Here is a 26,221-nt window from a genome sequence, read left to right on the forward strand (position 1 = left end):
AAGGCTGGAATGACTCATGCGCCGCCTTAGATTTCTGGCGCAAAGTGCGCGGGCTCAGCGTGGATTCCGCCACTCAGGTCGCCGACGCATCGTTGGGGCCCTGCCCTGATGGAGAGGGGCAGCCTGTCAGGCCTTCTCGTGCCGAGTTCGCAGAGGGCTTACCAGGTCAATCATTGCGATTGAGGGGCGCACAACGCACGCACACAAACGCCGTCACGATCGGTGGGCGGAGCGAGACACCCAGACTGTGATTGATGACGATGGCATCGGTGTGCTCATTGCGACCAGCGGGGCGGCGTCTGTAGCCGCTGCAGCGCTGCGCGTCGACACCATTGCTCGCAAAGCTAGGGCTGCCGGAGATCCTCGGACGATTGCTGAGATTCGTTCCGATCTGACTTTGGCTCTGATCATTCACGGCACGCTTCCTGATGAGCCGGCCGCACGTGAGTCGATCGTTGGGCACGAGTCTGACGACTTGGCCGAGGTTGGTCCTCTCGTGCGGGCGGCCTTGGGCCGACACGCGGCCCCTGTGCGACTCGAGGTCGTCGTTCCGCTATCGGCGCTCATCGATCCCACCTCGTCTCAAACTGCGCACGTCCCCGGATTGGGCTACATCACAGCTGAGCACGCCCGAGAGCTGGCGCTCACGCCTGACGCAACAATTCACCGGTTGCTGACGGATCCAGCTGATGGGCGGTGCATCGAACGCTCGATCAGCAGCTACTTGCCAGATCAAGAAATGCTCAACCAGATTCGTGCTGTGGACCGGACATGTCGTGGCCAAGGCTGCACGAGAGATGCCCGACATTGCCAACCGGATCATGAGCAGCCACACGCTGATGGTGGGGCGACGAGTGAAACGAACCTCGTGTTGAAGCACTCGTTCCACCACAACAACAAGACGTTGAAACTTTGGCAGAGTGAGTTGCGCCCTGACCGCCGGGTGACCTGGAGAACGCTGTTTGGGCAGAAATATGTCACTGGGCCTTTTGACTACCGATCGCTCGAGCCGGACCCACATGGTCTGGGGCAACATTCAACACGCCAGCCGAGACAAGACATTGCATCTGACTTGGCGGACTCTCTTGCCACTGACGAGCCGAGTGAGGGCCAACGCGGTGTCCTGAGTGACTCCGGGGTCTCGCCATCAGATAGCGAGGTTTATCTGGCGTTAGCCGAGTTGTGGCGGGATGGCTCAATATCACCGATGTCTGATGAGGGTGACAACGCCGAAACAGCAGAGCTAATCTCACTGCGGCACCACACTCGGGGTGGGGCCTTACGCCCAGGCCCCCCGCCTGAGGTTCTGGCTGCTCGTCGCCCCGACGCCCCTCTGCGAAAGATTGATCCGTCTGACGACTCGCCGCCCTTTTGAGCCGAAGCAGCATTGAGCCGAAGCAACATTGAGCGTTGCGCCTTGGGGCGAGTTCTGGTGGCCTAAGAGCTGCTCGCTGGGCAGGTTTTCTACGGCAGCCAGACATCCCGCACATCTCGAGCAAACTCGGGGAAAGTGGTGGCTGGTCTCCCCGTCAGTTTGCGCACCGTCCGATTGGGAAACGCTGAAATGTTCCAACGCACCACGCGGTAGATCATCTTCTGCACCGCGATGTAGTCACTCGGCATACCTGCCGCCGCGAGAGAATCGAGGTATTCGGTCTCACTCGGTCGGGCGTACTCGATGTGTCGGCCCAACTAGGCCGTTAGCATCTTTGCGATCCTCTTATAGGTGAGGCTTTGCTCGCCCGACAGTGTGTACGACGTGCGCAAGTGTTTGCCGCCGCTGAAGACGGCTGCTGCGACCCGGCCGATATCTCGCGCGTCTATAAGCGCAGTGAAAGCACGGCCTGCGGGGACATAAATTTCGTCCCGTTCGCGAATTCCCTTTGCATAGGTCGTCGAGAGGTTTTGCATGAAAAAGTTTGGTCGAAGGTTCGTAAACGGCGCATCGACCTCCTTCAAGTACTGCTCAACGGCGTGATGCGGGGTCTTTCGATTGCCCTGCACCCCCTGCAACGACAGAAACACAATTTGCTTGATGCCAGCGCGCATAGCGGCGTCGATGAGCGGAAATAAGTACTTCTGCACATTTTCGATCGGCGGCGGTCGCATCGAAATCCCTGGCCTCGGCGCCAGCAGGTAGGGCGTAGGCACTGGACTCAGAGCGGACGGCAGCGATGACCTGTTGGTCGTCCGCAAGCAAACTCGATACGACCGATGACCCCACGATTCCAGTCGCTCCAGTAACGAAAACGGCGTTACCCATTCGAAGACTCCATCAGTCGGTGTGCACGGGCGGACTAGGCGGTGTGTATGGCCGGACTAGGCGGTGCACGTTGACGACGTAGTCGCCAGCAAAGGGCCGCCCTGCCAAGTGCCCCAGCGGGCCGAAGTTCCAGACCGGCACCTGTGACCATGCGATCAAAATTGGTCAGCGCAAGCACCTCGCAGCCAGACGGCAGGTGGTCTGAGTCAAGGCCAAAGCCGCTGATCAAGACACTGTCCTGCGACATTTGTTTGGCTAGTTGCGTGAGGGAAGCAGGCAGTTCGTCGGCTCCAACCAGGGGCATGACATTGCCAGCGACCAGCACGACATCCGCGGTGTCATCGGGGACGCTTGCGAGATCGACGTGCGCCAGATCGGTCTCGAGCCACACCGGCTTGATAGCGACTTCGCGGTCAGCCGCACGTGCGTGGGCCAACATCCGCGGATCGTTGTCTGCGCCGATGACTCGATAGCCCAATTCAGCCAGCCGCCACGCGATGCGGCCCGTTCCACAGCCACCATCCAAAACCGTGGCTCCGGGCGCAGCGAATTCATCCACCAGGTCTGCTTCAGCATGAACGCTCAAACCTGCAGCGGCGACGTCTTCCAGATTGCCTGCCATCCGTTGGTCATAGCCGGCCACGTTTTCGTCATCGGCGATCTCTCGCCAGCCACCACTCATATCGATGACTCACCACTCATCGGGTGATCTTGGGCAGGACTTGCTCGCTGAAGACATCAATCCACTCGCGCTGATTGCGACCAACGTTGTGCAGATAGATGCGGTCAAAGCCCAGGTCGGCATACTTCTGGATCTCGGCGCGGTGTTCGTCTGGATCGGACGAGATCACCATGCGCCCCTCAAAGTCCTCACGACGCACCAACTTCGCCATCGCCGCGAAGTCATGCGGTGAGCGGATGTCAGCCTTGGCAAACTTCATCCCGCCATTGGGCCACTCGGTGATTGCGTTTGCCATGGCCTCTTCATCAGTGGGGGCCCAGGACATGTGAATCTGCAACACCTTGGGCATCGCGTCTGGGTCTTTGCCGACCTCGCGGGCCCCCTCGGCGAACTTGCCAAACAACATCTCAATCTTGTCCAGCGGAGCGCCCACGGTGATGATGCCGTCGGCAAACTTGCCAGTCTTCTTCGCATTCAGCGGGCCAGCAGTGGCCACCAAGATCGGCGGTGCCTGCTCCGGCATGGTCCATAGCCGGTCGTCTCCAACTTAAAGAACTCACCGTTGTGCTTGGTGTCTTTGCCCGCGAGCGACGCCGTGAATAGCTTGTTGATGACCTCAATGGCTTCCACATGCGCCGCGAACGTTCGCCGGCTTCCGGCCAATAGCCACCCAACACGTGCTCATTCAGAGCTTCACCAGCTCCGAGCCCCAGCCAGCTGCGGCCAGGATGCATGGCTTCCATCGTTGCCGCCGCCTGCGCCACGACGGCTGGATGCCACCGAAAACTCGGGCAGACAACGCCCGGCCCGAAGTCACCCTTAGTGCGTTCGCCGACCGCGCTCAGCACGTTCCAGACAAACGACGACTCACCTTGAGCGGGCACCCAGGGCTGGAAGTGGTCGGCAGCCATGCAACCGGAGAAGCCCTTCTCCTCGGCATAGGCCGTCAACTCGATCACTTCACGCGGGTGGAACTGCTCCAACATGGCTGCGTAGCCAAAGGTCAGGTCGCTCATCTGTGTCTCCTTAAAGGCTGGGAAAGGTGGCGTTGTGGATCAAGCAGTTGGCCCAGCTTGGGCAGCCCAACGACTCGTCACCGGCAACCGGCGATCCTTGCCAAACGCCAGCGAAGACACCTTGGTGCCCATGGCTCCCTGACGACGCTTCCACTCGGCACCATCCACCAAGCGCACGATCTTTTCGACCATCTCAGCATCAAAACCCGCTTCCAGCAGATCGGCGCGACCTTGGCGTTGCTGCACATAACGATCCAAGATCTGGTCCAGCACCTCATACGGCGGCAGCGAATCCTGGTCGACCTGATCGGGCCGCAACTCCGCCGAAGGTGCCTTGTCGATCGAGTTCTCCGGGATGGGTGGCTGCTCTCCACGGCGCTCGGCCTCAGCGTTGCGCCAACGTGCCAAGTCCCAGACCATCGTCTTGAAAACGTCCTTGATCGGCGCAAACCCGCCCACTGTGTCGCCATACATCGTGGAGTAGCCGACCGAGACCTCCGACTTATTGCCATTGGCCAGCACCAGCGCACCCTCGGAGTTGGAGATGCCCATCCAGATCACGCCACGCACCCGAGCCTGCAAGTTTTCCTCGGCCAAACCGGTGAGGTCCATGTTGTCCAAAAAGGCCGTGACCATCGGGTTAATCGGGATCACGCGATAGTCGGCGCCAACGCGTGCGCACAGGTCAGCGGCGTCATCCTTGAGTGCTCCGAAGAGTATTGGCTCGGGTTGGACACCCCAATAATGTTTTCCCCACCGATGGCATCCGCCGCGAGCGCCGTGACCAAAGTGGAGTCAATACCGCCCGAGACTCCCAGACAGACCTTCTTAAATCCGTTCTTTCGCACATAGTCGCCAAGGCCCAATTGCAGCGCATTCCAAACCTCAGCCAACGGTTCAAGTCGCTCGGGCACCTCCTGCACGATTGGCTGATAAGCTTCGACCTGCTCATCACTCAGCGTGAAGTGCTGTACTCCGGCGGGCGGCTGTGTTGGTTCACACGTGTTGGGCTCAAGGTCGAGATCAACGAACATCAGGTCTTCAGCAAACTGGGCACCCCGAGCCAGCACTTCGCCAGCCGGGTTGACCACGACCGAATCGCCGTCAAAGACCAGTTCATCCTGCCCACCAACCAGATTCAGGTATGCCAGGGTCGCGCCAGCCTGAGCAGCGCGGCGCTGGCACAACTCCAGGCGTGTGTCGTCCTTGTCCATCTCATACGGCGAGCCGTTGAGGACTAGCAGCAACTCGGCTCCTGCCTCGCGTGTTTTGGCAACGGGGCCGCCCTCTTGCCATAGGTCTTCACAGATCGCGATGGCCACGTCGATGCAGCCGATCCGCACCACCACCAAGTCGCGCCCGGGAGCGAAGATGCGCTGCTCATCGAAGACGCCGTAGTTGGGCAGGTGGTGCTTGGCATAGCGAGCCACGACTTCGCCCTGCCGCAGAACCGCGGCGCAGTTCTGCGGCAACAAACGCTTCCCCAGGCTCTTGTCCGACACGTCATCGGGGTTTTCGTCACCGTCGATATCGGCCATGTTGGCCTCATCGATCGCGTCGAGATAGCCAACGACCACGGGTGTTTCGCCCAAACCGTCGGTAGCCAAGTCAGCTGCCAACTGGGTGAGTGCTGCCCGGGACGCCTCAACAAAAGAGCGTCGCAGCGCCATATCTTCGACCGGATACCCGTTGAGGGCCATCTCCGGCACCGCGACTAGGTGCGCATTCTGCGCCACCGAGGCGGCGACATACTCGCGGATTTTGGCGGCGTTGCCAGCCAGGTCTCCCACGACAGCGTTCATTTGAGCCATTGCAAGACGAATTTGGGCCATGCCGACAGCCTAGATGCTTGAGCATGGGGCAGGATGGGGGCATGGATCGTCAGCAGGAATATGTGCTTCGCACCATTGAAGAGCGAGACCTCAGGTTTGTGCGCCTCTGGTTCACCGACGTGCTGGGGACGCTGAAGTCCGTGGCTGTTGCGCCAGCCGAGTTGGAGCAGGCCTTCGCCGAGGGGATCGGCTTCGACGGCAGTTCGATTGAGGGCTTCACCAGGGTTTACGAAGCCGACATGGTGGCCCAGCCCGACGCCAGCACCTTCCAGGTCTTGCCGTGGCGCGGTGGCAACGCCGGGACCGCCCGGATGTTTGCCGACATCCGAATGCCGCACGGTGGCCCCGCGCAAACGGACCCGCGTCATGTCTTGAAGCGAGCTTTGGACAAGGCCTCTGAGCAGGGCTACACGTTCTTTGTGCACCCCGAGATTGAGTTTTACCTGTTCAAGGAGCCTTACGTCTCCGGACAAGCGCCGACCCCAGTCGACCAAGCTGGCTACTTTGACCACGTGGCACGCGGTGACGGGCATGATTTCCGCCGCGCCGCGATCACCATGCTTGAGCAAATGGGCATTTCGGTGGAGTTCAGCCACCACGAGGGCGGCCCTGGCCAAAACGAAATTGACCTGCGTTTTGCCGATGCCATGTCGATGGCCGACAACATCATGACCTTCCGCACCGTGGTCCGTGAGGTTGCGCTGCAGCATGGTTCGTTTGCGTCCTTCATGCCCAAGCCGCTGGCCGGGCAGCCGGGCTCGGGCATGCACACGCACGTCTCGCTGTTTGAAGGTGACACCAACGCCTTCTACGAGCCGTCGGCTAAATACGAAATCTCCGCGACCGGGCGTCGATTTGCGGCCGGCGTTTTGGCGCACTCCCGCGAAATCTGCGCCGTGACCAACCAGTGGGTCAACTCCTACAAACGGCTGTGGGGCGGCGAAGAAGCACCTTCCTACGTCTGCTGGGGTCACAACAACCGCTCGGCTCTGCTGCGAGTCCCGATGTACTCCATCGGCAAAGGCCACTCGCGACGCCTGGAGATTCGCTCGATCGACTCCGCCTGCAACCCCTACCTGACGTATGCGCTGATCCTCTCCGCTGGACTCAAGGGCATCCAAGAAGAGTACGAATTGCCCGATGAGGCAGAGGATGATGTCTGGGCCTTGACCGATGGCGAGCGTCGGGCGATGGGCATCGACCCGTTGCCGCAGTCCTTGGGTGAAGCGCTCGACATCATGGAAAACAGCGAGTTTGTGGCAGAGGTTCTTGGCGAGCAGGTCTTCGACTTTTCTTGCGCAACAAGTGGCAAGAGTGGGCGGACTATCGCTCGCAAGTGACGTCCTTTGAGTTGGATCGATACCTGGAGCGACTGTGACCGCTAGCCCCGGTACGCCGTTGGCGGCACTGGCTCGAGCAGGATTTACAGATGCGCGACGCGCGGACACGATGTTGCGCGACGCGCTCAAAGCGATGCCTGAGGGGACAGATCTCGACAGTCTCATTGCTGACATCAGCAACACGGCCGATCCGGACCAGGCCGTTCTCGGGTTGGTCCGTGTCGTCGAAAGCAACGCCGAGGCGGCTGCTTCCCTCAGCAAAAGGGCATTGAACGCCAGCGGATGCTGGCCATCCTCGGTGCCTCTTGCGCCCTCACCGACGATGTCGTGAAGCACCCCGAACACGTCGACGTGGTGCGGACGGCCGCCAAACCAGAGCCAGCCGCGGTCGTCGAAGCGGTGCAAGACCTTGAGGGTCGACCCGGCGCAGACGCCCTGCGCGTGGCCTACCGCAAAGAGTTGTTGCGGATTGCTACCGCTGACCTGATGGCCAAGGACCCGTTGGTCGCCATGCCCATTGCGGCCCATCAACTTGCTGATTTAGCTGGTGCCGCGATTGAGGCCGCACTAGATTTGGCCCGCGTTGAGGTCGCCAACTCTGAACTGGCCAAAGTCACCGTCATTGGCATGGGCAAGTGCGGCGGCCGCGAACTCAACTACATCAGCGACGTTGACGTCATCTTCTTGGCCGCCCCCGTGGAAGGCGCCGACGAAGAAGCAGCGATGCGTGCTGCAACATCGATTGCTAGCGCAGTGATGCGGGTGTGCGGCCAAGCGACCGCTGAAGGGTCGCTTTGGCCCGTTGACGCCGCGCTTCGCCCTGAAGGCAAGCGTGGGCCGTTGGTCAGAAGCTTGGACTCACACCGTGAGTACTACACCCGATGGGCCAGCACCTGGGAGTTCCAGGCGCTGCTGAAGGCCCGGTCATCGCTGGCGATGAGGGCTTGGGCCAAGAGTGGCTCGACATGGTGGCGCCAATAGTCTGGGAAGCTGGCAGCCGCGATGGCTTCGTCGAAGACGTGCAAGGTATGCGGCGGCGCGTCGAAGAGCACGTGCCCGCCTCTCAGTCCGATCGCCAACTCAAACTGGGCCCTGGCGGCTTGCGCGACATTGAGTTCAGCATCCAACTGCTGCAGTTAGTGCACGGACGCTCAGACGAGACGCTGCATTCTGGCACCACGCTCGAAGCCCTTGAGGCCTTGCGTGACGGGGGATATGTCGGGCGCGACGACGCTGCCGAATTGGACACCGCGTACCGATTCTTGAGGGTGCTCGAGCACCGCGTGCAGTTGTATCGGATGAAGCGTGACCACGTCATGCCGTCAGCCGAGTGCGATTTGCGGCGTTTGGGCCGCTCCATCGGTCTGCGCGGTGAGGCCGAGCGCGAAGTCGTCGAGCGCTGGCGAGCCCAGCAGCGCGAAGTGCGCAGGCTGCACGAGCGCCTCTTCTATCGCCCACTGCTGCAGGCGGTCGCCAAACTCAGCCCGGACGCTTTGCGGCTCTCGCCGGATGCGGCCAAGACCCGACTGGCAGCTTTGGGATTCCGCGATCCCAACGGCGCCATCCGTCACCTTGAGTCGCTGACCTCTGGCGTCAGTCGGCGCGCCACGATCCAAAAGACTCTGCTGCCGGTGATGCTCGGGTGGTTTGCCGACGGGGCCGACCCAGATGCTGGCCTCTTGGCCTTCCGCCGGATTAGCGACGCCTTGGGCACCTCGCACTGGTACCTGGCAATGCTCCGCGATGAAGGAACAGCCGCCCAGCGTCTAGCTCGAGTGCTCTCCAACAGCCGCTACGCAGTCGACTTGCTGATCAAGGCCCCTGACGCGGTAGCTCTCCTCGGTGACCCCTCCGGATTGGTTCCGCTCACGCCAGAGGCGATCCGAACTCGGATGACGACGGCTTGGCAGCGGCAAGAATCCACCGCCGACGCATACACAGCGATCCGCAATGTGCGACTGCGCGAATTGATCCGCATTGTGTTGGGCGACCTGGTTGGAGATCTGACCGACAAGGAAATCAGGCTGGCGCTGACCCGACTGACCGACGCATTCATCGGCGCAGGGTTAGAAATCGCTACCCGCGACATTGAACGCAAGCGTGAGGCCGAGTTGGACGTCGACCTCATCATCATCGGGATGGGCCGCCTGGGCGGGCGCGAAGTTGGCTATAGCAGCGATGCAGATGTGATGTATTGCTTCGCCCCGCACAGTGCAGACTCGAAGGACGCCGGAACAAAGGCGAGCGAGGTCATCACAGTGCTGCGAAAGGGCCTCGGCGGTAGTGGCCCAGACCCCACGCTGGAGCTCGATGCTGATCTTCGGCCCGAAGGCCGATCGGGCCCCTGGTCCGCAGTCTTGAGTCATTCACTGCCTACTATTCGCGCTGGTCAGCCGGCTGGGAGGCGCAAGCCCTGTTACGAGCGCGAGTCATCGCTGGAGATGAGGGCCTGGCTACCGCCTTCATCGACCTGATTGACCCTTGCGTTGGCCAACCGATGGCATTTCCGGCAGTGCCTTTCGCGAAATGCGCAAACTCAAAGCTCGGATGGAGGCAGAACGGCTGCCTCGCGGCGCCGACCCCAGGACCCACTTCAAGTTGGGCCTCGGCGGGCTGACCGATGTGGAGTGGGTGGTGCAACTAATGCAGTTGCGGCACGCCGCCCGAGTCAGCGGTATGCAGACCACTGGCACTTTGCCCTCGCTCTGGGCGGGTGTTGAGGCCGGAATCATCTCCGCCGAAGATGCCAATGTCATGGAGGCGGCGTGGCTTTTGGCGTCGCGACTGCGAGATGTCGGCGTTTTGTGGCGTGGTCGGGCAGTCGATTCGGTGCCCAGCGACTATCGAGATGCCGAGGGCATTGCTCGTGCTCTCGGGCGCAAACCAGGCCACGGCGTCGAACTGGCAGGGGAGTGGCGTCGCACTGCCCGGCAGTCCCGGAATGTGGTGGAGCGCTTGTTCTACGGCGACCCGGCACCCAGCCCGCGCGGCTATCCGAGTCGGCGCTCGTAGGATGAAGGCATGACCCTGCGCAGCGGCCAACCCCGCAGCGACCCCCTGTCGCGCATGGCCTTTGGCTCACCAGAGGCTCTTTGCCGACTCTTGTTCGTGGGCTGAGCACGCTGTGGTCCCCACGGTGGTGGTGCCTCAGTCAGGACGCAGCCTGGTCTCCCCGCGTGGTGGGCCAAAAGCTAGCCCTCCGTATGTCGACGCGGCCCTGCTGAGTGCCGCGAGGGTGGTTCCTCGCGGGCTGGCCCCGGCGATTGGCTTCTGGGTGATTCAGGACCGGGCGGTGCTCACCGTGCGCAACCCTGGATGGCGCGAGCAGACACGATGGGTGGTGTGGGATCCCGAGTTGGGGGTCATGCGCACGCCTGGCTTGCCGCGAGCCTCAACTCAGCAGGTCGTCGCCGCTGCAGGTCACGGGTCGCGCCGCGAATTGCGCGAGATGTTTGCTGAAACTCAGCACCAGCCGGTTCGCCTGCTGTCCGCGGTGATGTCCATCTTGTCGGTGCCCGGGGCTGGTGTTTTGTCCGATCCGTTCAGCGCGGAAGACCTGCCCGGGGCCAAAATTTTCCACCCCACCAGCAAGGAAGTCGGCAACTTCGATGACGCCGTCAAGGGCGCCGTGATGTTGCGACAGGAACTGGAGACACCAGGATGAGCACTCTGACGTTGTTGCCCGCCGTTGACGTCGCTGACGGCAAAGCCGCTCAAGTCGTCGGAATGGGCAGCACGGATCCGTTGGTGGTAGCAAAACGCTGGGTGGACGCGGGGGCGACCTGGGTGCACCTCGTGGATCTCGACCTGGCGTATGGCCGCGGTTCCAACTCCCGGCTGTTGGCGCGTCTCGTTGCTGAACTCGACGTCCCCGTGCAGGTCTCTGGTGGCATTAGCAACCAGGACACCTTGGACCACGCCCTGCGGACTGGCGCCGAGCGGATCAATCTGGCGAGCACTGCACTGCTCGATCCCAAATGGGTTGCTGCAGTGATCGCCGAATATGGCCCGCGCATTGCGATCGGCATCGATGTCGTCGGCGATGAGTGCGTGGCTCGCGGGACCGGCACCGCTGTCGGCTCGGTCAAGAAGGTCCTCAAAGATGTCTCAAGCTATGGTGCTGAGACCTTCGTCGTCGCTGATGCCTCCAGGGATGGCTCACGCCAGGGTTTGGACTTTGCGCTGTTTGAGCGGATGGCCAAGAAGTTGCAGGGACAAGTGATTGCCTCTGGCGGAGTGAGCTCGGTTCAGGATCTTGAACAGCTAGCCAAAATTGGCCGAGACTCCGATGGCGAGCCAGGTCTGGATTCGATCTCTGGCGTGGTCTTGGGCGCTGCTCTCTATCACGGTGCTTTCACCCTTCAAGAGGCCATCGCGGCACTGAAACCGCATTCGGGAAAAAGAAGAAATCATGAGTTCCAAACGATTCGACGGGCATGAGCCCACGGAAGGCACAGACACAGGTGGCGTGCCCTGGTCTGGGCGGACGCTCCTAGGCACTGGCTTTGATGCCGATGCTGGGGCAGCCGAAGCCGACGTGCTGGCGGCCTTAGACCATCGCAGCGACGAAAAGGCGCTGGTGGCTGCCATTGCTGCCGCGCGGTTAATCGTGCCGGTGGTGGCTGTCGCGGGCGAAACGACCGAAGTGAATGGTCTCGTCACGGATGCCAGCAGCGATATGGCCGCGGTGACGTTGCAGGCACCGACGGGTGAAAAGCCCTGCCCGCCTTCACCAGCATGGCTGCGCTTGCCGCATGGGATAGCTCAGCCCGGCCAGTCCCCGTCACGGCCCAACGTGCGGCGCTAGCCGCTGTCCAAGAGGGCTGCGGCGTCATCGTTATCGATCTGGCGGGCCGTGGGGACGAGAGCCAGCCAGCGCCGGTGGCACTACGCTCCTCGATGGTCTGGGCTCTGGCGATGAATCGCACGTGGTTGCCCGCCCACGAAGACGAGCACGTGCAATCTGCTGTCGATCAGGCCATCTCCGACGAATCTGATGTGTTTGGGGCGACGCTGGGCTTGGGCCAGCGCTCGGCCCTTCAGATCGCGCTTACCCTCAAACCGAACCTTGCCTCGGAGCAGATCCAGCAGATCGTTACCCGCATCGGAGAGCGGTTAGCGACCGATGGCGAAGTGCGGGCTCGGATCGACGCGATTTCTTTCAAACTGAACGACTAGCCTAGTTCTGTGTTGTTGAGTCGCTACGCCAGGATCTGGCGTATACCGGGTGTTTCCACCATCTTGTTGCTCAGCCTGGTGCTGCGCATTCCGCAAATGGCCATGATGATTTTGTTGACCCTGCATGTGGTCGACCACCTCGGACGTTCGTGGACCGCCGCCGGGGTGCTGGCCGCAGTTGCCACCATCGCGTTGGCGATCAGCCAGCCCTGGCGTGGGCGACTGCTCGATCGTGTGGCTTTGCGCCCCGTCATCGCTACGTCAATCACAGTCACTGCCTTGTGCTGGAGCATTGCGCCGTTCATGAGTTATTGGTGGCTGATGCTGCTGGTCGCTATCGCTGGGCTATTTGCCGTGCCGGCCAATTCAATCGTGCGCCAAGTGCTCATCGCTGCCGTGCCGATATCTCAGCGCCGTCAGACCTTGGCCCTCGAAGGCGTTTTTGTTGAGTTTGCGTTCATCGTCGGACCGCTGAGTGCTATTTGGGTGTCGACCGTCATCGGCACCACCTGGACCCTGCTCGCGGTCCAGGTTGTTGGCTTGCTTGGCGGGTTGGCCCTCTACCGCATCAACCCACCGTTGGTGAATGCTCCAGTGACGAGCGAACTGCCGAGTGAGCTGGGGCTGCCTCTCGCTCCCGCGCAGCCGCATACCGGCTTTATGTCCGCGATGACGGGGCGGTTTGGAGTCATTTTGGTGCTCACCGCGGCCTCGGTTGCGGTGGTCATGGGCTCAGAAGTGGGCCTCACCGCAGCCCTTCGCGAGCTCGACGCCTTGACCGAACTTGGCCAGGTGCTCGCGCTGTGGGGACTGGGCTCGGTGATTGGCGGCTTGGTCTACGGGGCCCTGCCTCGGGCGATCTCCCCGAGATGCTGCTGCTCGGGTTGGGGCTTGTCACCCTGCCCTTGGCGCTTGGCCAGACGCCGCTTCAATTCGCCTTTCTTGCCTTTGTCGCGGGGCTCCTGTGCGCTCCATCTATCACTGCGACCGTGGATGCCGTGAGCCACGCAGTGGGGGAGAAGCAGCGCGGAGAAGCGATGGGATGGCACTCGGCTGCCATGACGCTAGGTGCGGCGGGGGCATCACCGATCCTGGGCGTCGTGATCGACACAGCCGGCCCCAGCGCGGCCTTTGTGGCAGCGGCCAGCATCGGCATCGTGGCTGGTGCCGGTGGATTGCTCGGGCTGACCGTGCGTCGGCGCATTCGGCCTGAGAGCCACGCGGTGCTACACTGAGGGCTGACCCTGTGTTTGTTGTGCCGTCTACATGTTTTACAACATGTGATAGCAATAGCGAACACGGCGCAAGAGAAGCCCTGAGCTTCCACCCGCGTCTGCCGAACGAGGCAGCCGGGTTTCTATAAGGTCCTAGCGTCCGCATACCGTGCGTCCGTTGTCCTTAGTGTCTCAGGCCTCCTTTGCGCTTATGTCGCGGGAGGCCTTTTCCGCGTCTTGGGGACTGACACTGACATGACGAAGGAGCAAGCACATCAGCGAGCCTCGCATCAACGATCGAATCCGGGTACCCGAAGTTCGGTTGGTTGGCCCCAACGGTGAGCAGGTCGGGATCGTTCGCGTCGAAGACGCGCTACGCCTAGCTGCTGAAGCAGACCTGGACTTGGTCGAGGTCGCCCCGATGGCACGCCCCCCGGTTGCCAAACTCATGGACTTCGGCAAGTTCAAGTACGAAGCCGCCATGAAGGCCCGGGAGGCCCGAAAGAACCAGGTCAACACCGTCATCAAGGAGATCAAACTCCGTCCCAAGATTGATGACCATGACTACGGCACCAAGAAAGGACACGTTGAGCGTTTCCTTAAGGGTGGCGACAAGGTCAAGGTGACCATCATGTTCCGTGGACGTGAGCAGTCGCGTCCTGAGTTGGGTTTCCGTCTCTTGCAGAAGTTGGCAGAGGACATCGGCGAGCTTGGTTTCGTCGAGAGCTCGCCCAAGCAAGACGGTCGCAACATGGTGATGGTGATTGGCCCGTCCAAGAAGAAGACGGCCGTGCGCAACGAAAAGCGTCGTGACGCTGCTCGTGCCGCCGAAGCTGACCCTGCAGAAGAAAAGCCCGCTGCCGAGCCTGAGCAAGCAGTCGAAGCTGAGCAGGCCGCTGAGCCTGAGCAGACCGAGGCCGTCGAGCAGAACTGAGGGGTGAGCGGGCGCCGAAAGGCACCGGCTCGACCTGATATCCGTACCACTGCGTGAGGTTATTTCTCACGCCCGATTGATTAGGAGATCGGCACATGCCGAAGATGAAGACCCACAGCGGGGCTAAGAAGCGTTTCCGCGTGACAGGCAGTGGCAAGATCATGCACCAGCGTGCTCGCCACGTCCACAAGTTCCAGGAGCGCTCTTCGGCAGCAGCCCGTCGCCTGGTTAACGACAAGCCCGTTGCAGAGGCTGACACGCGCCGCGCCAAGAAGATGCTCGGTCTCTGAGACCGCACTTCTGCGCCAAACACTTTTTCTGACCCACTGATTTACAAGGAGTACCCACGTGGCACGCGTGAAGAGGGCTGTTAATGCCCACAAGAAGCGTCGAGTAGTTCTGGATCGCGCGAGCGGTTACCGGGGGCAGCGCTCCCGTCTGTACCGCAAGGCGAAGGAGCAGGTCACTCACTCGCTGGTTTACAGCTACAACGACCGTCGCGCCCGCAAGGGTGACTTTCGTCGCCTGTGGATCCAGCGCATCAACGCTGGCGCCCGCGCACACGGCATGACCTACAACCGCTTCATCCAGGGCCTGAAGGCTGCTGAGATCGAGGTTGACCGTCGCATGCTTGCCGAGCTCGCCGTTAACGACGAGGCCGCTTTCGCCGCCCTCGTGGAGTTGGCTAAGGCCAACGCTCCGGCACAGGCTCCCAGCCCGGCTGCCTGATCGACCGTTCCACAACGCCCCAGGACACCACGGTGACCTTTGACCTACCGCCGCTGACGAACACTCGCAGCGATCGAGTCAAAGCCGTGCGTGGCCTGGGGCGTCGTGCTATCAGGGACAAGCAGAGCAAGTTCCTGGTTGAAGGCCCCCAGTCAGTCCGTGAGCTCATTGCGTGGGCACCGGATCGGGCCCTGCACGTGTATGTCACGCAGCAGGCGATCGAAACGCACCAGCAAATGATTGCGGCCGCCCAAGACCACGGCATACCGGTGCAGGAGTGCAGCGACGAAGTTCTGGCGTTGATGGGGGACACCCAACAGCCTCAGGGAGTCCTCGCTGTCGCCAAGACTCAATCGCTCGCTCCCGAGCAAGTGCTCGCAGGTATGGCGTCAGATGACTTTGTCGTGATCCTGACTAACGTTCGTGATCCGGGCAATGCCGGGACCGTGATCCGCGGTGCAGATGCCTTCGGCGCTGCAGGGGTTTTGGTCAGCGACGGCAGTGTCGACATCCACAACCCCAAGGTGGTTCGCTCGACAGTGGGATCACTGTTCCACCTCAACATCAGCACTCAGGGCAGCGTGACTGATTTGCTGTCGTTGTGCCGACAAGCCGGTGTGCGCACTCTTGCGGCCGATGGCAGTGGCAGTGTTTCGCTGCCCGATGCCAACCTGAGTGGCCAGCACGCTTGGGTGATGGGCAACGAAGCCTGGGGGCTACCGCAAAGTGAGCGCGACCTCTGCGATGAGGTCGTGTCAGTGCCGATTGTGCGTGCAGAATCCCTCAACCTAGCGATGGCTGCAACGGTGTGCTTGCACGCGTCGGCCGCTGCGCGAGGGGTCAGTTAAACTAACCGGCGTGTCTGGACCCGATAACACCCCCGAGACCACCGATCAGAACCCGCTATCTCCCGAGGTCATTGAGCGCCACGTTGCTGCCGCTCTGACGTCGATCGAGTCGGCTGGTGACCTGGAGCAACTGAAGGCAGCGCGGCTCGAGCACGCCGCCGAGCGGTCGCCGTTGGCGTTAGCAAACCGGTCGATCGGTGAGTTGCCGGGCAAAGAGAAGGCCGTCGCTGGAAAGCTCGTGGGCCAGGCCCGCGGCCAGGTCAACAAGGCACTCGGAGCGCGGCAGGCGGTCCTGGAAGCCGAGCGCGATGAGCGCATTCTGATCGAAGAAACCCTCGACCTCACGACAGCGCGCACCCGCCGTGCCGTGGGGCGTCGGCACCCACTGACCTTGACTGCAGAGCGGATGACCGACGCCTTGATAGCGATCGGTTGGGAGGTCGCCGAAGGCCCAGGGGTCGAAGCGGAATGGCTGAACTTCGATGCGCTGAACTTCGACAAAGACCACCCTGCCCGTCAGATGCAGGACACGTTCTTCGTGGAGCCCGCTAAGGCTGGACTCGTTTTGCGCACTCACACGTCACCGGGGCAGGCGCGCTCACTGCTTGAGCGGGGTGCACCGTTGTACGTCGCGGTGCCCGGCAAGACGTACCGCACAGACGAACTCGACGCCACGCATACCCCGGTGTTTCACCAAGTCGAAGGCTTGGCCATCGACAAGGGTTTGACGATGGCGCACCTCAAGGGGACCTTGGACCGATTGGCAGAGAGCCTTTTCGGCGCCGGAGTGACCAGCAGGCTTCGCCCCGCCTTCTTCCCCTTCACCGAGCCCAGCGCTGAAGTCGACCTGGTCTGCTTCGTCTGTCGCGGGGACGACACGTCGTGCCGCACCTGTGGTGGCACCGGCTGGATTGAGTGGGGCGGCTGCGGGATGGTCAACCGCAATGTATTGAAGGCAGCCGGGGTCGACCCCGATGAATACCAAGGATTTGCTTTCGGCATGGGAGTGGAGCGCACCGCGATGTTCCGGCACGGGATCGCGGACATGCGCGAAATGATTGAGGGCGATGTGCGATTCAACGAGCAGTTCGGGATGGAGATCTGATGCGGGTTCCAGTTGAGTGGTTAGGCGAATATGTCTCGCTTCCGACCGATGTCACCGGTGAGCACGTCGCTGCCCAGTTGGTGCGAGTTGGGCTCGAAGAAGAAGGCATTTTTGGCTCTGAGGTCACGGGCCCACTCGTCGTGGGGCGCGTGCTGGAGTTGGTGAAGGAGCCGCAAAGAATGGCAAGGTCATCAACTGGTGCCAGGTTGATGTCGGTGATGCCAACGGCACAGGTGAGCCGCAAGGCATCATCTGCGGTGCCCACAACTTTGAAGTCGACGACCTCGTTGCCGTGATTTTGCCTGGCGGCGTGCTGCCTGGAAACTTCCAGATTGGCGCGCGCAAGACCTACGGCCACGTCAGCGCAGGCATGATCTGTTCTGCCAAAGAACTGGGTCTAGGCCAAGAGCACGACGGCATCATTGTCCTGACGCAACACCTGGGTCCGCAGGCTGCAGATCTCGTGCCCGGCACTGATTTGCGCTCCACGCTGGGTCTAGACCGTGAGGTGGTCGAGGTCAACGTGACACCCGACCGTGGCTATTGCTTCTCGATGCGTGGGATCGCCCGCGAGTATGGTCACGCAACCGGGGCTAACTACACCGATCCGGCAAAGTTGTCGGTGGACGAGGCCGACAAGAGCGGGTTCGCAGTAGAGCTGAATGACGACGCTCCGATCAACGGTGTCCAAGGATGTGACCGCTACCTGGCCCGAATTGTGCGCGGTTTGGATCTCACGCGATCCACCCCTGCCTGGATGGCAACGCGCCTGACTGAAGCCGGTATGCGGCCGATCTCGCCAGTTGTCGACGTCACCAACTACGTCATGTTGGCTCTGGGCCAGCCCTTGCACGCCTTTGACCTCGACTCTTTGCGCGGGCCTATTGTGGTTCGTCGTGCGGCCGCTGGCGAAAAGTTGCGCACTCTGGACGACGTCGACCGTGCACTTGGCGCAGAAGATCTGCTGATTACCGACGGCGGAGACGACAGCATCCTGGCATTGGCAGGTGTCATGGGTGGCGCGTCCAGCGAGGTTTCTCCCACGACCGCCGATGTCCTCATCGAAGCAGCACACTTTGATCAGCGCAGCGTCGCCCGCAGCGCCCGGCGCCACAAGTTGAGCACAGAGGCCTCCAAGCGCTTCGAGCGCGGCGTCGACCCCGACGTCACCGCTGCCGCAGCGCAACTGGCGCTCAACCTGCTCGTCGAGCTCGGTGGTGGCACGGTCGATCCTGGAGATCACCGATGTTGATAACCGGGTGGCCCGCGAGCCGTTCGATTTCACGCTTCGTCAGGCCTCTGACCTCGTTGGCGTCGAGTATGCCGACTCGAAAGTCATCGAGATTCTTCAGGCAGTCGGCTGCGAAGTGAGCGGCGACGGCCCAGTGATCTCGGTGCTCCCCGCAAGCTGGCGCCCCGACCTCACCGACGCCCCAACGCTGGTCGAGGAAGTTGCCCGCATCGATGGCTACGACAACATCCCATCGTTGGTTCCGGCAGCACCGGGTGGGCGTGGGCTGACGGCGTCACAGCGAGCTCGCCGCACTGTGGCTAACACCTTGGCTGCTGCTGGCTTGGTTGAAGTTCTGACCTATCCCTTCGTTGGTGAGTCTGTCCTCAATGACCTGGGCCTCGCCAAGGACGATGAGCGGCGGAACATGGTGCAGTTGGCCAACCCGCTCTCTGAAGAGTCGCCCTGGATGCGCACCGAGTTGCTGCAGACACTGCCCGAGACGCTGCGTCGCAACATCGCGCGTGGCTCCCGGGACGTCGCCATCTTTGAGATGGACACCATTACCCAAGCGCGGATTGGCGCGCAGGCCCCGGTGCCCGGTGTCGGTGAGCGGCCCAGTGATGAAGTTCTAGGTCAGATCCACGCTGCTGTTCCAGCCCAGCCGTGGCACGTAGCCATGGCCGCGGCCGGTGACCTCGACCGTGCTGGCTGGTGGGGCGATGGCCGCGCCGCTGAAGCTAACGACGCCGCCAGTTGGGTGCGTCTGGTCGCTGAGGCCCTCAACGTCGACATCACCGCTTCGATGACCGAGCGTGCTCCGTGGCATCCGGGCCGCTGCGTGGAGTTCGCCACCCTCGACGGCAACATCGTCGGTTGGGCCGGAGAGTTGCACCCCAAGGTGATCCAGCGACTCGGACTGCCGGAGCGTTCTGTTGCCGCCGAAGTCGACCTGCAGGTCTTGCTCGACCAAGGCCTGAGCATCAGCCAAGCCAGTCCTATCTCGACGCACCCCGTCGCGATGTCCGATGTCGCGTTAGTCGTGGATCGGACTGTCCCGCACGCGCACGTCGAAGAATCCCTGCGCCAGGGAGCGGGGAGGACCTTGAGTCCATCGCGCTGTTTGATGTCTATCGCGGCGAACACGTTGCAGATAGCGAACAGTCGCTTGCCTTCCGGCTAACCTTCCGCGCTAGCGATCGGACGCTTCGCACCGAAGAGGTTAATGCGGCGCGAGACGGCGCAGTCAAGCAGGCCGCGGCCGATCACGGCGCCATCCAGCGATAACTGAGAAAGCGAATACGATGACAAACACCCAGCACACCCGGGTCGCCTTGATCACTGGTGCCTCCCGAGGCATCGGGGCGCACATTGCCCGCGCGTTGGCCAGCGAAGGTTGGTCCATCGCTGCGCTTGCCCGGTCGGAGTCTTCGTTGTCCGACGTCGCCTCGGCGATTACCGAAGCCGGTGCCGAAGTGATGACGCTCGCCTGTGAGGTGACCGACGTCGATCAGGTCACGTCAGCCGTCGATACGGTGCTGGAGCAGTGGGGCCACATTGATCTCTTGGTCAACAATGCTGGGCTGATCGAGCCTGAGGTTGCCCTCTGGGACGCAGACCCCGAGCAGTGGTGGCAGGTCATCGAGACCAACGTGCGCGGACCGTTCTTGATGTCCCGTGCGGTGGTGCCCGCCATGATCGCTGCCGGTGGCGGCCGCATCGTCAACATGAACTCTGGTGCAGGCACCAAAGAGAACGGTGTCCTCAGCGCCTACACCGCATCCAAATCTGCGCTTGCCCGGATCACTGGAGCAGTGGCTACGTCGGCCGCAGACGATCAGGTCTTCGCCTTTGACCTGGCCCCCGGAGTGGTCGCCACGGACATGACAGCCTCGATGGACATGCATCGTGGGCGCACCGACTGGACTGATCCCGGTGATGTCACGGGCTTGGTCGTGGCCCTCGCTTCTGGCGAGCTTGATGCTTACTCCGGGCGCATGGTGCGCGCAGGAGTGGACACCGTGGAAGCGCTGAAGAGCCAGGCCGAGGCTGGGCTGTCCGATGGCGCGCGCATGTTGCGCCTGCGGCCCTGGGGCGACGGCGATCCTGTCGCTTAGGGATGGCGTGCGCATAAACATACGTAAGTGTGTATAGTTGCAGTCGTGACGACTAGCGAGGCGATCAGTTCATCGATCCCCACCACCGTGCCGCTCGGCATCAGCTGATCGCTGATGTCCTGGAGCGTCACGCTGTCGCCTCACAATCCGATCTTTTGGGACTGCTAGCCCAAGACGGCATCAGCGTCACCCAGGCCACACTGTCCCGTGACCTTTTAGAGTTAGGCGCTGTCAAAGTGCGCCCCGGACCCGGACGTTCTTTGGTGTATGCGGTGCCCGCGCAAGGTGGGGACACCACGCCTCGCCCAGCCCAGGACAACGCCGAGGTGTCCGCTCGCCTGATGCGACTCTGCGAAGAACTGTTGGTGAGTGCGCGGCATAGTGGCAACCAAGTTGTGTTGCGCACCCCGCCAGGTGCGGCCCAATACTTGGCATCGGCCATTGACCGTAGCGACGCGACTGACCTCCTGGGAACTATTGCTGGTGATGACACCATCCTGGTCATCGCAGCGGACCCCGAGGGTGGAGCCGAGTTGGCAGCGCGGCTGCTGTCCTTGGCGGGCGTTGAGTTGGAGCGCGGCTAACCCAGGCATAGCGGTTTATCTCCCAGTGCACCTTTAGGCCACAATGGGGGCATGACTGTGAGTTTGTGGGGTGGTCGATTTTCCGGCGGGCCTAGCGATGCATTGGCTGCTCTGTCTAAGAGCACGCACTTTGACTGGCGCTTGGCCCCATACGACATCGCGGGGTCGCGCGCCCACGCCAGGGTGCTGCACAAGGCAGGCCTCCTGTCCCGCGAACACCTCGATGAGATGTTGCGCGGCCTGAAGGTGCTCCTCGATGACGTCACCAGCGGTGAGTTCCTGCCCGCTGAAGGTGATGAGGACGTGCACACCGCCCTTGAGCGCGGGCTCATTGAGCGAGTCGGCTCCGATGTCGGTGGCCGTCTTCGCGCTGGCCGGTCACGCAATGACCAGGTCGCAACCCAGTTCCGCATGTACTTGCGCCAGGAGTCGCGCCGAGTCGCTACCGGGGTCCTCGACATCGTCCAGGCGCTGGTTGACCAGGCCAACCGCCACCCTGAGGTCGCGATGCCCGGACGAACCCACCTGCAGCACGCCCAACCGGTGTTGCTGTCCCACCACCTTCAGGCGCACGGCTGGGCTCTGCTGCGTGACGTCGATCGACTGCGTGACTGGGATGCCCGGACCGCCTGGTCTCCGTATGGCAGTGGTGCCCTGGCCGGCTCGTCGCTTGGCCTGGACCCAGAAGCAATCGCCCACGATCTGGGTATGTCTGGGGCGACGCAAAACTCCATCGATGGCACTGCGAGTCGAGACTTCGCCGCGGAGTTCTCTTTCATCATGGCGATGATCGCCGTCGACATTTCGCGGTTGTCCGAAGAGGTCATCCTCTGGGCCACGGCTGAGTTCAACTTCGTCACCTTGGGTGATGCCTACTCCACTGGCTCCAGCATCATGCCGCAGAAGAAGAACCCTGACGTTGCAGAGTTGGCTCGTGGCAAGTCGGGCCGTTTGATTGGCGACTTGGCCGGTCTGATGGCAACCCTGAAGGGTTTGCCGCTGGCCTACAACCGCGATTTGCAGGAAGACAAGGAGCCGGTGTTTGACGCAATCGACACCTTCGAGCTGCTGCTCCCTGCCGTCTCTGGAATGGTCGACACCCTGACCTTCCACCCCGAACGACTCGAAGAGTTGGCGCCGGCTGGCTTTTCGCTAGCGACCGATGTTGCCGAGTGGCTCGTTCGCCAGGGCGTGCCGTTCCGGATTGCTCACGAGGTTGCTGGCGCCTGCGTGCAGGAGTGCGAAGCTCGCGACATCACCTTGAACGAACTGAGCGACGAAGACTTGGCCCGGATCAGTGAACATCTCACCCCAGCAGTGCGCGAGGTGTTGAGCGTGCACGGTTCGTTGGCGTCGAGGGATGCGCATGGTGGCACCGCCCCGTACGAGTCAAAGAGCAGCGCGCGCACCAATTGAAGGAAGTAGCCCGTGCCCGGCATTGGGTTGAAGATGCCCCGAAGATCCGGGACTGAGAGGACGTCGTGACTAGCACCTGGGATTCGTTGCAGTGGCGTGGGCTCATTGCCCAGTCGACCGACGAAGAAGCGCTGAAGCCTGCCGTCGATGGCGGCGGTATGACGATTTATGCGGGCTTCGACCCGACAGCAGCATCGCTGCACTTCGGCAACTTGGTGCAACTCATCCTGCTCCGTCATCTGCAGCAGGCAGGTCACCGAATCATTTGCCTGGTTGGCGGGTCCACCGGGCAAATTGGTGACCCTCGGCCGAGCTCCGAGCGAATCTTGAAGACGAAAGAGCAGACGGCTGAATACGTCGACAAGATTCAGCACCAGGTTCGACCGTTCTTGAACTTTGAGGGCGATAACGGCGCCATCATGGTCAACAACCTGGACTGGACTGCGCCAATGTCGGCGCTGGACTTCCTCCGGGATGTCGGCAAGTTCTTCCGGGTCAACCAGATGATTCGTAAGGACGCGGTTGCTGCTCGCCTGGAGAGCCAAGAGGGCATCTCCTACACGGAGTTCAGCTATCAAATCTTGCAGGGGCTCGACTACTTGCACCTGTTCCGTGAGTACGGCTGCACGCTGCAGACCGGGGGAGCGGACCAGTGGGGCAACCTGACGGCCGGTGTTGACTTGGTCCACCGAGCCGAAGGCAGCACGGTGCACGCGTTGACGACTCCGCTCATCACCGATTCGAGCGGGCGCAAGTTCGGCAAGTCAGAAGGCAACGCCGTGTGGCTGAGTCCGGAGATGACGAGCCCCTACGCCTTCTACCAATACTGGATCAATGTTGAAGACGCTTCGGTCGTCCACCTGTTGAAGGTGTTCACCGATATGACTCCTGCCGAGGTTGTCGAGTTGGAGCAGGCCACAGCCGAGCGCCCAGCTGCCCGAGCAGCGCAACGTGAGTTAGCGCAGCGGGTCACTACCTTGGTGCATGGTGCCCACGCCACCGAGCAGGTTGAGGCAGCGAGCCAAGTGCTGTTTGGCAAGGCAGATCCTGCTCAGCTGGAAGAGCAGACCCTTGTTGACGTCACTGGCGAACTGCGGGCCAGCGAGGGGAGCATCGGCACGTCCGTGGTCGATGCCCTCGTGGCGACTGAGCTGGCGGCAAGCAAGGGCGCTGCCCGACGACTGATCGCGGACGGTGCGGTGAGCGTCAACAACATCAAGATTACTGATGCCGAACAGGTGCTGAGTGAGTCTGACTTCCTGCACTCTCGCCTAGCGTTGCTGAAGCGTGGCCGTAAGAACCTGGCTGCCCTCAACCTCGTCTAGGCCTGTGACCTGCTGATTTGGTGGTTTGGCTAGACCGCCCGTAGTGTTCTCTTTGTCAGCCCGACAGGGAGGCACGGACAATTAGCAAGAAGTTGCTTGGTTGGCTGGTCCCGGGGTTGGTGGATGAGATTGGTCTTGTCTCGCTACATACGCGGCATGGGTTGATGGAGTTTGTGGTTCCTCACTGTTTTGGTGGGTTGAACGTGGCTTTTGACTGTGAGGGTGCGCGGTAGTAAAGTTGGCTGGGTTGCCCCAAATGGTGTTGCAAACAGGTTTGTTTGTGGTGTGTTTGGTGTGTGTCCGATTTTTGAGAACTCAACAGCGTGCTAAAAAATGATGCCAAGTTTGTTTAGTTGGCCGTGTTTTCCTCCCCCGGGAAATTGTGGTCAGCGATTTTGTAGTTTTTTATAGTTGGGTATTGAACTTCTCTTGTTAAAAGAGTTTGTTTTTTTACGGAGAGTTTGATCCTGGCTCAGGACGAACGCTGGCGGCGTGCTTAACACATGCAAGTCGAACGATGATCTGCCAGCTTGCTGGTGGTGATTAGTGGCGAACGGGTGAGTAACACGTGAGTAACCTGCCCTTGACTCTGGGATAACGCTGGGAAACTGGTGCTAATACTGGATATGACTCCTTGCCGCATGGTGGGGGTGGAAAGTTTTTCGGTCAAGGATGGACTCGCGGCCTATCAGCTTGTTGGTGAGGTAATGGCTCACCAAGGCGACGACGGGTAGCCGGCCTGAGAGGGTGACCGGCCACACTGGGACTGAGACACGGCCCAGACTCCTACGGGAGGCAGCAGTGGGGAATATTGCACAATGGGCGAAAGCCTGATGCAGCGACGCCGCGTGAGGGATGACGGCCTTCGGGTTGTAAACCTCTTTCAGCTCTGAAGAAGCGAAAGTGACGGTAGGAGCAGAAGAAGCACCGGCTAACTACGTGCCAGCAGCCGCGGTAATACGTAGGGTGCGAGCGTTGTCCGGAATTATTGGGCGTAAAGAGCTTGTAGGCGGTTTGTCGCGTCTGCTGTGAAAGCCCGGGGCTTAACCCGGGTCTGCAGTGGGTACGGGCAGGCTAGAGTGTGGTAGGGGAGACTGGAATTCCTGGTGTAGCGGTGGAATGCGCAGATATCAGGAGGAACACCGATGGCGAAGGCAGGTCTCTGGGCCATTACTGACGCTGAGAAGCGAAAGCATGGGGAGCGAACAGGATTAGATACCCTGGTAGTCCATGCCGTAAACGTTGGGCGCTAGGTGTGGGTCACATTCCACGTGATCTGTGCCGCAGCTAACGCATTAAGCGCCCCGCCTGGGGAGTACGGCCGCAAGGCTAAAACTCAAAGGAATTGACGGGGGCCCGCACAAGCGGCGGAGCATGCGGATTAATTCGATGCAACGCGAAGAACCTTACCAAGGCTTGACATATACCGGACGCATTCAGAGATGGGTGTTCCCTTTGGGTCGGTATACAGGTGGTGCATGGTTGTCGTCAGCTCGTGTCGTGAGATGTTGGGTTAAGTCCCGCAACGAGCGCAACCCTCGTTCTATGTTGCCAGCACGTGATGGTGGGGACTCATAGGAGACTGCCGGGGTCAACTCGGAGGAAGGTGGGGATGACGTCAAATCATCATGCCCCTTACGTCTTGGGCTTCACGCATGCTACAATGGCCAGCACAAAGGGCTGCGATACCGCGAGGTGGAGCGAATCCCAAAAAGCTGGTCTCAGTTCGGATTGGGGTCTGCAACTCGACCCCATGAAGTTGGAGTCGCTAGTAATCGCAGATCAGCAACGCTGCGGTGAATACGTTCCCGGGCCTTGTACACACCGCCCGTCAAGTCACGGAAGTCGGTAACACCGAAGCCGGTGGCCTAACCCCTTGTGGGAAGGAGCCGTCGAAGGTGGGACTGGTAACTGGGACTAAGTCGTAACAAGGTAGCCGTACCGGAAGGTGCGGCTGGATCACCTCCTTTCTAAGGAGCACTTCACACCAATTAAGCAACTACTTCCCGTTATGGGTCTTGTGGTTGTGGTGAGAAGGTAGTTACTTTCCACGGCGAGTGTTCGTGGGGTGACTGCTCAAGGGTGGAACATCATTTAGTTCATGCCGGCCGTGTGGCCTGGTGCTAGTACAACCCGAAGATGTTCACAGTTTTTGCTGTGGGTGTTGGTGTGGTGTGGAACGTGTCTGGGTTATGGGGTGTGGTGTGTAGCACGTTGTTGGGTCCTGAGGGATCGGCCACGATGAGTGGTTGGTTGCTTAGGCCACTAAACAAGTCTGTGAGTACACAGCTGTGGCAGTCAGGTCTTCCCTTTGGGGAGGGTGTGGTTGTTGGGGTTGTTGGGAAGCAGGGTTTGGTGGTTGGGGCCTTAACTGTTCAACAAACCACTCACGTGTGTGGGTAGGTGT

General features: G+C 61.3%; 19 protein-coding genes, 1 rRNA gene and 8 pseudogenes. 22 read left to right on the forward strand and 6 right to left on the reverse strand.

The features are described from left to right. Positions 1-247 precede the first annotated feature (247 nt). The gene (locus L0A91_RS03100; RefSeq protein ID WP_235245832.1) at positions 248-1,375 is read left to right on the forward strand and encodes an HNH endonuclease signature motif containing protein; all 1,128 of its coding nucleotides are present in this window, start codon (positions 248-250) and stop codon (positions 1,373-1,375) included. 89 nt (positions 1,376-1,464) lie between these two features. On the opposite strand, the gene L0A91_RS03105 is transcribed toward L0A91_RS03100, so the two are convergent. From L0A91_RS03105 to L0A91_RS03130, 6 genes and pseudogenes are all read right to left on the reverse strand, one after another. Further along, positions 1,465-1,692 (reverse strand): hypothetical protein, encoded by a 228-nt coding sequence (locus tag L0A91_RS03105; RefSeq protein WP_235245833.1) that lies wholly within the window; start codon positions 1,690-1,692, stop codon positions 1,465-1,467. Beyond that, entirely contained in the window at positions 1,693-2,151 is a 459-nt protein-coding gene (locus tag L0A91_RS03110) for an NmrA family NAD(P)-binding protein (RefSeq protein WP_235245834.1), read from the reverse strand. A 1-nt stretch (position 2,152) separates the two neighbouring features. Beyond that, positions 2,153-2,263, reverse strand: a pseudogene (locus L0A91_RS19490) (NAD-dependent epimerase/dehydratase family protein); the annotation flags it as partial. 34 nt (positions 2,264-2,297) lie between these two features. Then, positions 2,298-2,945 (reverse strand): bifunctional 2-polyprenyl-6-hydroxyphenol methylase/3-demethylubiquinol 3-O-methyltransferase UbiG, encoded by a 648-nt coding sequence (locus L0A91_RS03115; protein ID WP_235245835.1) that lies wholly within the window; start codon positions 2,943-2,945, stop codon positions 2,298-2,300. A 16-nt stretch (positions 2,946-2,961) separates the two neighbouring features. After that, a pseudogene (locus L0A91_RS03120) lies at positions 2,962-3,961 on the reverse strand (TIGR03557 family F420-dependent LLM class oxidoreductase). A gap of 39 nt (positions 3,962-4,000) precedes the next feature. Next, positions 4,001-5,793, reverse strand: a pseudogene (locus L0A91_RS03130) (NAD+ synthase). A 41-nt stretch (positions 5,794-5,834) separates the two neighbouring features. Between L0A91_RS03130 and glnA the strand changes: the two are divergent. The 21 genes and pseudogenes from glnA to L0A91_RS03220 all read left to right on the forward strand — a co-directional run bounded on the left by glnA (position 5,835) and on the right by L0A91_RS03220 (position 25,784). Then, a pseudogene (glnA, locus tag L0A91_RS03135) lies at positions 5,835-7,171 on the forward strand (type I glutamate--ammonia ligase). Further along, complete coding sequence (locus tag L0A91_RS18185) at positions 7,168-7,464, forward strand: hypothetical protein (RefSeq protein WP_311197976.1); 297 nt, start codon at positions 7,168-7,170, stop codon at positions 7,462-7,464. The pseudogene glnA and the gene L0A91_RS18185 overlap by 4 nt, the downstream one beginning before the upstream one ends. Further along, complete coding sequence (locus tag L0A91_RS18190) at positions 7,416-8,114, forward strand: hypothetical protein (RefSeq protein ID WP_311197977.1); 699 nt, start codon at positions 7,416-7,418, stop codon at positions 8,112-8,114. The genes L0A91_RS18185 and L0A91_RS18190 overlap by 49 nt, the downstream gene beginning before the upstream one ends. Beyond that, a pseudogene (locus tag L0A91_RS18195) lies at positions 8,099-9,537 on the forward strand (bifunctional [glutamine synthetase] adenylyltransferase/[glutamine synthetase]-adenylyl-L-tyrosine phosphorylase); the annotation flags it as partial. The gene L0A91_RS18190 and the pseudogene L0A91_RS18195, both read left to right, overlap by 16 nt. A gap of 77 nt (positions 9,538-9,614) precedes the next feature. Next, complete coding sequence (locus tag L0A91_RS18200) at positions 9,615-10,145, forward strand: hypothetical protein (RefSeq protein ID WP_311197978.1); 531 nt, start codon at positions 9,615-9,617, stop codon at positions 10,143-10,145. Between the two features lie 61 nt (positions 10,146-10,206). After that, positions 10,207-10,797, forward strand: coding sequence for a hypothetical protein (locus L0A91_RS03145; RefSeq protein WP_235245838.1), 591 nt, complete (start codon positions 10,207-10,209; stop codon positions 10,795-10,797). Then, entirely contained in the window at positions 10,794-11,573 is a 780-nt protein-coding gene (locus tag L0A91_RS03150; protein WP_235245839.1) for a HisA/HisF-related TIM barrel protein, read from the forward strand. Before L0A91_RS03145 ends, L0A91_RS03150 begins: the two co-directional genes overlap by 4 nt. Then, positions 11,545-12,311, forward strand: a pseudogene (locus L0A91_RS03155) (SseB family protein). The gene L0A91_RS03150 and the pseudogene L0A91_RS03155 overlap by 29 nt, the downstream one beginning before the upstream one ends. 9 nt (positions 12,312-12,320) lie before the next feature. After that, entirely contained in the window at positions 12,321-13,313 is a 993-nt protein-coding gene (locus L0A91_RS03160) for an MFS transporter (protein WP_235245840.1), read from the forward strand. Beyond that, positions 13,217-13,546 (forward strand): MFS transporter, encoded by a 330-nt coding sequence (locus tag L0A91_RS03165; RefSeq protein ID WP_235245841.1) that lies wholly within the window; start codon positions 13,217-13,219, stop codon positions 13,544-13,546. Before L0A91_RS03160 ends, L0A91_RS03165 begins: the two co-directional genes overlap by 97 nt. Positions 13,547-13,799: 253 nt before the next feature. Continuing rightward, positions 13,800-14,459 carry a translation initiation factor IF-3 gene (gene infC, locus L0A91_RS03170; RefSeq protein ID WP_397333842.1) on the forward strand — a complete coding sequence of 220 codons (660 nt, stop codon included), beginning with the start codon at positions 13,800-13,802 and terminating at the stop codon, positions 14,457-14,459. A gap of 95 nt (positions 14,460-14,554) precedes the next feature. Beyond that, on the forward strand, positions 14,555-14,749 hold the full coding sequence (gene rpmI, locus L0A91_RS03175) for a 50S ribosomal protein L35 (protein WP_220120716.1): 195 nt from the start codon (positions 14,555-14,557) through the stop codon (positions 14,747-14,749). 58 nt (positions 14,750-14,807) lie between these two features. Beyond that, positions 14,808-15,188: a 50S ribosomal protein L20 gene (gene rplT / locus L0A91_RS03180; RefSeq protein ID WP_220120715.1), complete on the forward strand. Its 381-nt coding sequence runs from the start codon at positions 14,808-14,810 to the stop codon at positions 15,186-15,188. 32 nt (positions 15,189-15,220) lie between these two features. Next, entirely contained in the window at positions 15,221-16,036 is an 816-nt protein-coding gene (locus L0A91_RS03185; protein WP_235245843.1) for an RNA methyltransferase, read from the forward strand. 10 nt (positions 16,037-16,046) lie between these two features. Next, the gene (gene pheS / locus L0A91_RS03190; RefSeq protein ID WP_235245844.1) at positions 16,047-17,141 is read left to right on the forward strand and encodes a phenylalanine--tRNA ligase subunit alpha; all 1,095 of its coding nucleotides are present in this window, start codon (positions 16,047-16,049) and stop codon (positions 17,139-17,141) included. Then, positions 17,141-19,659, forward strand: a pseudogene (gene pheT / locus L0A91_RS03195) (phenylalanine--tRNA ligase subunit beta). The gene pheS and the pseudogene pheT overlap by 1 nt, the downstream one beginning before the upstream one ends. Positions 19,660-19,676: 17 nt before the next feature. Further along, on the forward strand, positions 19,677-20,489 hold the full coding sequence (locus L0A91_RS03200; protein ID WP_235245846.1) for an SDR family NAD(P)-dependent oxidoreductase: 813 nt from the start codon (positions 19,677-19,679) through the stop codon (positions 20,487-20,489). 71 nt (positions 20,490-20,560) lie between these two features. Beyond that, positions 20,561-21,073 (forward strand): arginine repressor, encoded by a 513-nt coding sequence (locus L0A91_RS03205; protein ID WP_235246507.1) that lies wholly within the window; start codon positions 20,561-20,563, stop codon positions 21,071-21,073. 51 nt (positions 21,074-21,124) lie between these two features. Further along, positions 21,125-22,545 (forward strand): annotated as a pseudogene (gene argH / locus L0A91_RS03210) (argininosuccinate lyase). Positions 22,546-22,554: 9 nt separating this feature from the next. Continuing rightward, positions 22,555-23,814, forward strand: coding sequence for a tyrosine--tRNA ligase (gene tyrS, locus L0A91_RS03215; RefSeq protein WP_235245847.1), 1,260 nt, complete (start codon positions 22,555-22,557; stop codon positions 23,812-23,814). A 449-nt stretch (positions 23,815-24,263) separates the two neighbouring features. Beyond that, positions 24,264-25,784: ribosomal RNA gene (locus tag L0A91_RS03220) — 16S ribosomal RNA — on the forward strand. The last annotated feature ends 437 nt before the right edge of the window (positions 25,785-26,221 follow it).

Source organism: Ornithinimicrobium sp. INDO-MA30-4 (assembly GCF_021535045.1).
In the GTDB taxonomy this organism is placed as follows: domain Bacteria; phylum Actinomycetota; class Actinomycetes; order Actinomycetales; family Dermatophilaceae; genus Ornithinicoccus.

Coding starts and splice junctions, on each gene's coding strand:
- L0A91_RS03115 (WP_235245835.1), bottom strand. CDS start 2,945: ATGAGTGGTGGCTGGCGAGAGATCGCCGATGACGAAAACGTGGCCGGC.
- L0A91_RS18190 (WP_311197977.1), top strand. CDS start 7,416: ATGCTGGCCATCCTCGGTGCCTCTTGCGCCCTCACCGACGATGTCGTG.
- L0A91_RS03150 (WP_235245839.1), top strand. CDS start 10,794: ATGAGCACTCTGACGTTGTTGCCCGCCGTTGACGTCGCTGACGGCAAA.
- rpmI (WP_220120716.1), top strand. CDS start 14,555: ATGCCGAAGATGAAGACCCACAGCGGGGCTAAGAAGCGTTTCCGCGTG.
- L0A91_RS03200 (WP_235245846.1), top strand. CDS start 19,677: ATGACAAACACCCAGCACACCCGGGTCGCCTTGATCACTGGTGCCTCC.